This is a genomic window from Algoriphagus litoralis (assembly GCF_003259255.1).
In the GTDB taxonomy this organism is placed as follows: Bacteria; Bacteroidota; Bacteroidia; order Cytophagales; family Cyclobacteriaceae; genus Algoriphagus; species Algoriphagus litoralis.
On sequence record NZ_QGOL01000025.1, the window covers coordinates 20,689 to 27,733 of the forward strand.

At 36.7% G+C, this 7,045-nt stretch carries 6 protein-coding genes; 1 reads left to right on the forward strand and 5 read right to left on the reverse strand.

Going from position 1 to position 7,045, the window contains the following annotated elements:
- Positions 1-49: 49 nt before the first annotated feature.
- The 5 genes from DK188_RS20485 to DK188_RS20515 form a co-directional block, all read right to left on the reverse strand.
- On the reverse strand, positions 50-520 hold the full coding sequence (locus DK188_RS20485; RefSeq protein ID WP_111672734.1) for a JAB domain-containing protein: 471 nt from the start codon (positions 518-520) through the stop codon (positions 50-52).
- Positions 521-1,726: 1,206 nt separating this feature from the next.
- Positions 1,727-1,960: a DUF7683 domain-containing protein gene (locus DK188_RS21875; protein WP_111672728.1), complete on the reverse strand. Its 234-nt coding sequence runs from the start codon at positions 1,958-1,960 to the stop codon at positions 1,727-1,729.
- 228 nt (positions 1,961-2,188) lie between these two features.
- On the reverse strand, positions 2,189-2,848 hold the full coding sequence (locus DK188_RS20505) for a hypothetical protein (RefSeq protein ID WP_111672735.1): 660 nt from the start codon (positions 2,846-2,848) through the stop codon (positions 2,189-2,191).
- 341 nt (positions 2,849-3,189) lie between these two features.
- The gene (locus DK188_RS20510; protein ID WP_111672729.1) at positions 3,190-3,579 is read right to left on the reverse strand and encodes a hypothetical protein; all 390 of its coding nucleotides are present in this window, start codon (positions 3,577-3,579) and stop codon (positions 3,190-3,192) included.
- Positions 3,580-3,774: 195 nt separating this feature from the next.
- Positions 3,775-4,245 carry a JAB domain-containing protein gene (locus DK188_RS20515; RefSeq protein ID WP_111672730.1) on the reverse strand — a complete coding sequence of 157 codons (471 nt, stop codon included), beginning with the start codon at positions 4,243-4,245 and terminating at the stop codon, positions 3,775-3,777.
- A 728-nt stretch (positions 4,246-4,973) separates the two neighbouring features.
- Between DK188_RS20515 and DK188_RS20525 the strand changes: the two genes are divergently transcribed.
- Positions 4,974-6,236 carry a TlpA family protein disulfide reductase gene (locus DK188_RS20525; protein ID WP_157963305.1) on the forward strand — a complete coding sequence of 421 codons (1,263 nt, stop codon included), beginning with the start codon at positions 4,974-4,976 and terminating at the stop codon, positions 6,234-6,236.
- Positions 6,237-7,045: the final 809 nt, after the last annotated feature.

Consider the following 7,045-nt stretch of genomic DNA (forward strand, 5'->3'; position numbering starts at 1 on the left):
AAGTGTAGACATTTCCCTTTGAGGTGATCGGAATTTGATAAAAGGAAGCCTAAAGCTCCCCTTCATCTGCAAAGGAAAAATATCCTTCAGAACTTAGAATAACATGATCCACAACTGGTAGATCTAAAGCACGACCGATTTCCACCAGTCTTCGGGTTAGTCTTCTATCCTGTTCGGATGGTTGAAGATTTCCACTAGGATGGTTATGACTCAGGATTAAGGATGATGCGTTCGCTTTCAATCCGGCAGCAAAGACTACTTTAGGATCTACGACAGTTCCTGCCGTTCCGCCGGTACTAATGGTGCAAATACCCAATACACGGTTTCCTCTGCTCAGCAGCATCACTTGAAATTGCTCAATGTATTCCAGCGCGTCAGAATTCCAGAATTTAAGCAAGACATCATAAACCTGCCTAGAGCAAGTAACCTTTGGACGTTGACTTGCCTTGATTTTTGGTCGATACGCCAGTGTGATTTCTGCTACTTCATTAAAGTGGAATGATTGATTTAAAGCTTCCATAATTTTTTGAGTTTTGGTGAAACATGAATTATGGAATGATCCCAGCCCTGTTCCGAGCAAGGCCAAGAGGAAAAGGAATAAACCAGCGAAGGATAGTGCGAAAGCTTTATGCCGGAAGCTCTTGGACGCCCCGAGGACAAAGGGCTAACTTATTCCGGAATTCAGTATCACGTACTTCTCTTTTTTTTAAAAGTCAAAAAGTGTAATTCAGTCGAAGCCATTTTCAGGACAAACCATTCCTGAATTTGCTCCGAAATAAAACAGACCAATGGATTATGAAATGAGGTAAAATGAAAATTTAGGTTCATTCAACTTAGCAAAACATAGCTCAGAAGCTAAACGACCTGAGAAAGGGTAATAAAACCTTGGCACCAAACAGCGTGGCCCAAGAATGCTGATCAACTCATAACCTGAAATCCGACAATAAGAAAAAGTATCCAACAAAGAGTTTGACTCCGAAGATTTGAAAATCTATTCCCTCCGAATTCCTTCCACCATGTTTGTTAATCTCAAGTATGAAATCGGCCCTGAAACAAAAGCATTAATGAGGGATATGATTTTGAAAGCCCTAGCGAAGTATTTTGGGATTTAGAAATTGATTTAATTTAAATCACTGTTGATTTTTCGATTGCCATTTATCATTAAGCCAAAATCCTAAGGCTCTTGTAATTTGTTCGAAGATGGTGATAAAGTTGCTCAATGTTAGCTCGGTCTGCATGATCAAAAAGGGTTAATTGTCTGTTTGGAAATTTAAGTTTCAATTTCCTATAGCTTACCCGATAAAGATTGGTTTCCTCTGTCCAAGATCTTAATTCGTTCAAATCATAAATCTGTGCAGAGAATAACTTTGAGACTCTTAGCTCTGCATTAGTAAGCAGTATCTTCGAATAAATTTGAATACTCCGGATAAAAATATAGCCAGCAAATGCTAGGCAAAAAATCAAAAGTATTTTCCAAGTCCAATCTTGTTCAATATTCCAAAGGAAATATGACATCAAAGTTGCCAAAATAAAAAATAAAGACGAACCTGCCAGAATGATAAAGTATTTCATAGGGCAAAATAGAAAATTACGATTTTTAGTGGCTATAATTGAAAACAGTTCCAACAAAGCGAAGTAGAAGGAAATTAAGGGAAAAGCACCTGTTTACACTTGACCCCAGTATTGTTTATCTAATTTGTTGGTAGCAGTTTCGGCCCTTTGTGGACTAAGCTTGGTAACATCCAAGAAAATAAGAGAATTTGTTGAAGTCGAAATTAACAAAAGGAAATAGGTCGGCGGTCATTGTCGAAATCTCATAAGAATTATACATTAGCAGGTCATCCGTAGTCACATTGAATCGTCTCTTAAGAACGTCCAAATCCAATGAGGCCAATGGTAATTCATCTACAAGCAACTCAGTAAGATTATCAAACACGTCTATTTGTCGAACGAAGTCCATATTCTAAGGCAATTGCCGCCAAATATTTCTACAAAACTAATCTGATGCGCAATGTCAAATATCCGTATTGAGTAGAGTTGGTTTTAAGGCTATTTTATTGACAATTTAAGGAATTAGGTGATAAAGGCAAGTATTGAAATCAAATTTCACCAGGAATATTAAATTCCAAATAATTCTGTCAGCCCGAATAATTTCTTAGAGTTTGTTCCTTAGTCTTGCTATTCTTTCTTAAAAAAGTTGTGCATCTCTCGTCAAATCTGACTTTTCAATTCCAAGGAAGTCTACGAACCAATCTTCGAGTAATTTATCAAGTTCATTTTTATTGATTGTCTGAGAGTTCCTTCTTGATTTAAAATAATTCTCTCTCGTAATCTTTTTAGTTAATTCTCCTACTGTTGTCAAATCAAGTTCATTTCCTGTTTTACTTGAAACCCAGAATCCGGAAATGGATAGTGCAAATAGGCTAAGCCCATATTTCCAATCAATAAAAAGCAGCATAAACGAGCCTAATAGTAAGATTCCTAAAAGGCCTGTTACAAAATGAGGAGGTCTTAGAAGGAAGAGTTTAAATCCCAATTCATTTTCAAGCTTCTTTATTTGAGATTTTCTTGTCTTTCTTGGAAATATTTCTGTGAGTTGCGTAACAGAAGTGACTTTTGCTTTTTCTATTTCCAGAGAACTTACTAAGGTTTCTCTTAACTTATAAAAACCTTGCTGAGTTGTACAAGTGTCAGAATGATTAATATTGATTTTGATCTTAATAGCATCACAGAATTCACCATAAGTTTTGACATTAGTGAGTTCGTTAGTCTTAAATCGAATATCAAACGATTCTTCGATCTTCATCAACATTTGATCAAGATCCTCAGATTCAATTTTTAATCCCATGCATGTAGCTTTTTTTTTGAACCGCAACCTTCACCTATAATCAAGTTATTTGGTCTTTCTAAATTTCTAAAAGTAGCTAATCCAGAAAGTCTTTTCAAATAAGTCAGAAAAGCTATGATCAATGGTGTCTATTTGCTAACGGATTGTCCCTTTTCATTTGCCACTTTCAAAATGGGAATTCTGATCAACTCCAAACTTAAAATACCACCAAAAAAAGCAAACAGTTGACAATGAGGCAAAAAAACTTTTCTTTAAGAAATTAGTGTCAACGCATCAAATCCTCACTAACTTTTACATAAAGCACATTAATATATTCATGATAAGCGTCCTTTGTCAATTGTTTATACCGCTCTCTTTCGTTCTCGAATTCCGATTACCATGAGAGTTAACAATCCAGCCAACAATGGAATTAAAGCAAATGCTCTATTTGTTTCTCCATTCGAGCCTTCCTCAAAAATTCCCAGTATCATCGGTTTGCTTCCAAGTAAAAGAGGTCCAAGTTCATAAATTCCTAAATAGACAAGCATTCCAATTATAAGGGTGTTCCTAGTGATTAAATGCTTTCTAAAAACTAGGCTAATTAAGATTCCAATTGTTAAATGGATTAATAGAAAGATTCCAAGTAGAAATGGCGCCATCCCTACTTCGCCCCCTGGTAAGCTGGTTGTTCTTAACCAGTACATGAAAATGATAAATGTTAATCCAGCTTGAAGAAAAAGGTATTTTATCATGAGTTAAGGTGTCAGCTCATTGAATATTTTAAACATCCCTGTAAATGATAGTCCCCTCCCCAATCTCTCATAATCCCTTTGTGCCAGGAGCTGATTTTGCTTCTGTTTATGTTGTCAAATTAAGCAATTGGGTGATTTGTTCAAGGACTGAATCACAACTTTGTCGGAAACTTGCAATCAGGAAAAAAGGAGAGCCTAAAGCTCCCCTTCATCAGCAAAGGAAAAATATCCTTCAGAACTCAGAATAACATGGTCAATGATAGGTAGATCCAAAGCTCGGCCGATTTCAACCAATCTTCGGGTAAGTCTTCTATCCTGTTCGGATGGTTGAAGATTTCCACTTGGATGATTATGACTAAGAATCAAGGAAGATGCATTCGCCTTCAATCCTGCTGCAAAGACTAATTTAGGATCTACCACAGTTCCTGCAGTTCCCCCGGTACTGATGGTGCATATCCCCAACACCCGGTTACCTCTATTTAGTAACATGACTTGAAACTGCTCGATGTATTCCAGCGCATCAGAATTCCAGAATTTCAACAAGACATCATAAACTTGCCTGGAACAAGTAACCTTCGGACGTAGACTTGCCTTGATTTTTGGTCGATAAGCCAGTGTGATTTCTGCGACTTCATTAAAGTGGAAAGATTGAGTTAAGGCTTCCATAATTTTTTTGAGTTTTGGTGAAACATGAATTATGGAATGGCCTCTGCCCTGTTCCGAGCAAGGCCAAGAGGAAAAGGAATAAACCAGCTGAGAATTGCGCGTGAGCTTTATGCCGGAAGCTCTTGGCCGCCCCGAGGATAAAGGGCTAACTTATTCCGGAATTCAAGATCACCTTCTCTCAGTTGTTGAAGAAATAAGTGGCGGTTTGCCAAAGCTCAGGGCTTTTAGAATTTCTTCTCTCATCATCCGAAAGAATCTTTTAATATTCAGGTAGACTTCCGTTACAGTAAAACTGAAAATGGTAAAACATAAAGAATAAGTCGTTTTTTGATATTTCAGGCTACGAAGGAATCGGAATTTTGAATAATTGAAATCACCTCTTTTCATAAAAATGTTTTAGGAAAGACCGATCAACCTCTAAATGGATTATAAAGGTTGCTGGAAATGAACTTCGCAGAGGAGTAGAAAGAAGAGGAAAATAAATTGAGTCTTATGGATAGAAGAACTTGAAAATTATTACTACATTTTAAATTATTTATCTGATTATGAGGCGTAAAACTAATTATACATTTTTTATTCTGATATCGATAATCTCCTTCTGGCATTGTTCCGCACCTGAAGATGTGCCTGAAATGCGATTCGACCTATTTGGTAAAAGTAGGCTTACATTCTTCAATTCGAGTACCAAGCCAATTCGGATCCAATTTGAAAAGTGGTCAACTATTCCTATGGAAGTAGCAATTGTAGATACCCTAGTGAACCCTAAGGCAGGAATTGATATAGATCTTAAAAACCACAGCATGGATTATATCCATTTGGCTATAAATCAACAAAGTGTCGATCTTTTTCTGATACCCAGTTCTTTGGACACATTAACCTTTTTAGAGAATGATTCAATCGTTTTTTCAGGTGACCTAAGTCCCATTAATTCGTTTTTGTTTCAAAACGCAAAGGAAAAACTAAGTTTTAGTCAATTAAATCACGTGACTGCGATGGCAACCCACGGTGAAAAAGATTTCAACCGTTTCAATGAAATAAACGACTCTGTTTTAATTATTCAGCTGAATAACCTTGAATTGAAGGCGCCCCAATTACCTAGTTGGTACATAGATTTAGAAAAAGAGAGATTACACTACAGTGCTGTTGCAAACAAGCTAAATAGCATTTCCTACAGAAAACATATGCTCAATTTTGAAGACGATCTACCTCCTGATTTTTTGGAAGATTTGGTTAACTCCGTACCATTAGATAATGAAAAATTTATCGGCGAGTCAAGGTATATGCTATTCCTACATGAATACACGAATCTGAAAAACAGGGAAAAATATGAAACTAAGGTGAAAGTTGAGGGGTCAGAAAAGCCCATTAGCATCTATATGGCGAAGGAAATCGATCAATTGTTTACCGGGAACGTAAAAGACGCCTTTCTAGCTTACCGTTTAAGTATGCTCCTAGAATCTTCCCGGTACGAATATGACTCTACGGTTTTGGAAGATTTTTCCGATAATCAAATGAGAAATTTCATGAAAGAATACTTCTATTCCAGTGTTGCATTAAAGCCTGGAACCAAGATGCCATATTTTTATTTGGTCAACCAAAAAGGGGAAGATGTGGAATCAAATGATTATCTCGGAAATATAGTATTGATTAATTTTTGGGCTGATTGGTGTAAACCGTGTATAGTAGAATTCCCTCATGAAAATGCTTTAGTGGAAAAGTATAAAGGAAAACCTGTGAAAATAATTAATATAAACATTGAGTCTAAACCTGAGCGATGGAAAGAATATATCTCGAAATATGGACTGAAAATGGACAATCTCTATGCAAACGAGATTTGGACCAAAAACCTTAAAACCAAGTATGATATAACCGGAATTCCACATTCGGTACTCCTCGACTGGAACGGAAATGTCGTAGAAAACAAAACCAAACCAGCAAGTAGAGGGATTGATGAATTGATTGATGAGCTTTTGAGGAAAATGGAGCTTTAGTTCCGTTCTACCGGTATAAATTGTACAAATCCCAAATACTCGGTTTTGGCTTCTCAAGACCATCACCTGTAACTTCTCGATGTATTCCTGTGCATCAGAATTCCAGAATTTTAGCAAAACCTCATACACTTGTCAGGAACAAAACACTTTAGGTCGTTGATTAGCCTTGATCTTTGGTCGATAAGCCAGTGTAATTTCTGCAACTTCATTCAGGCGGAATTGATCAGTTAAAGCTTCCATAATTTTTTCGTTTTGATGAAACCTGAATTATGGAATGATCCCAGCCTTGTTCCGAACAGGGCCAAGCCAAAAAGGAATAAACCAGCGGAGATTTGCGGGCGAGCTTTATGCCGGAAGCTCTTGGCCGCACCGAGGATAAAGGGTTAACTTATTCCGGAATTCAAGGTCACCCACATACTGAGTTATAATAAATCGCAAAGCGGTTGCCCAGAATTCATCCAAATAATTCTTCTGAATACCGGGTAAGTGCATAAGAAAAATCGATTTATCTCCCTCTCTTTTTTTCGAAAGAGTAAGGATGATGGTAATGAGATACCAGATTCTTTTTCTTCTTTTTTAGGAAATTTTTCTTCAAAAAATTGGAAAAAATAAGGTCAAAATCTAATTTTAAAAAGTGGTTAGAATAGGTCTAATCTTAGATTGCGTAATTCTAGGCGTTTCCGATATTTCGCTATATAAATTATTGATTTTCAGTAATTTAAAATTTAGGTTCGAATCCCCCACCCTCTGCATTTTTGGATTTCTATCCAGTTCAAAGCTCATGATCGGAAACGGTGATGAGCTTTTTT

Bases quoted from the DNA above. Each gene is read 5' to 3' on its own strand.
- DK188_RS20515 (WP_111672730.1), bottom strand. From the start codon at position 4,245: ATGGAAGCCTTAACTCAATCTTTCCACTTTAATGAAGTCGCAGAAATC.
- DK188_RS20485 (WP_111672734.1), bottom strand. From the start codon at position 520: ATGGAAGCTTTAAATCAATCATTCCACTTTAATGAAGTAGCAGAAATC.
- DK188_RS20525 (WP_157963305.1), top strand. From the start codon at position 4,974: ATGGAAGTAGCAATTGTAGATACCCTAGTGAACCCTAAGGCAGGAATT.
- DK188_RS20510 (WP_111672729.1), bottom strand. From the start codon at position 3,579: ATGATAAAATACCTTTTTCTTCAAGCTGGATTAACATTTATCATTTTC.
- DK188_RS20505 (WP_111672735.1), bottom strand. From the start codon at position 2,848: ATGGGATTAAAAATTGAATCTGAGGATCTTGATCAAATGTTGATGAAG.
- DK188_RS21875 (WP_111672728.1), bottom strand. From the start codon at position 1,960: ATGGACTTCGTTCGACAAATAGACGTGTTTGATAATCTTACTGAGTTG.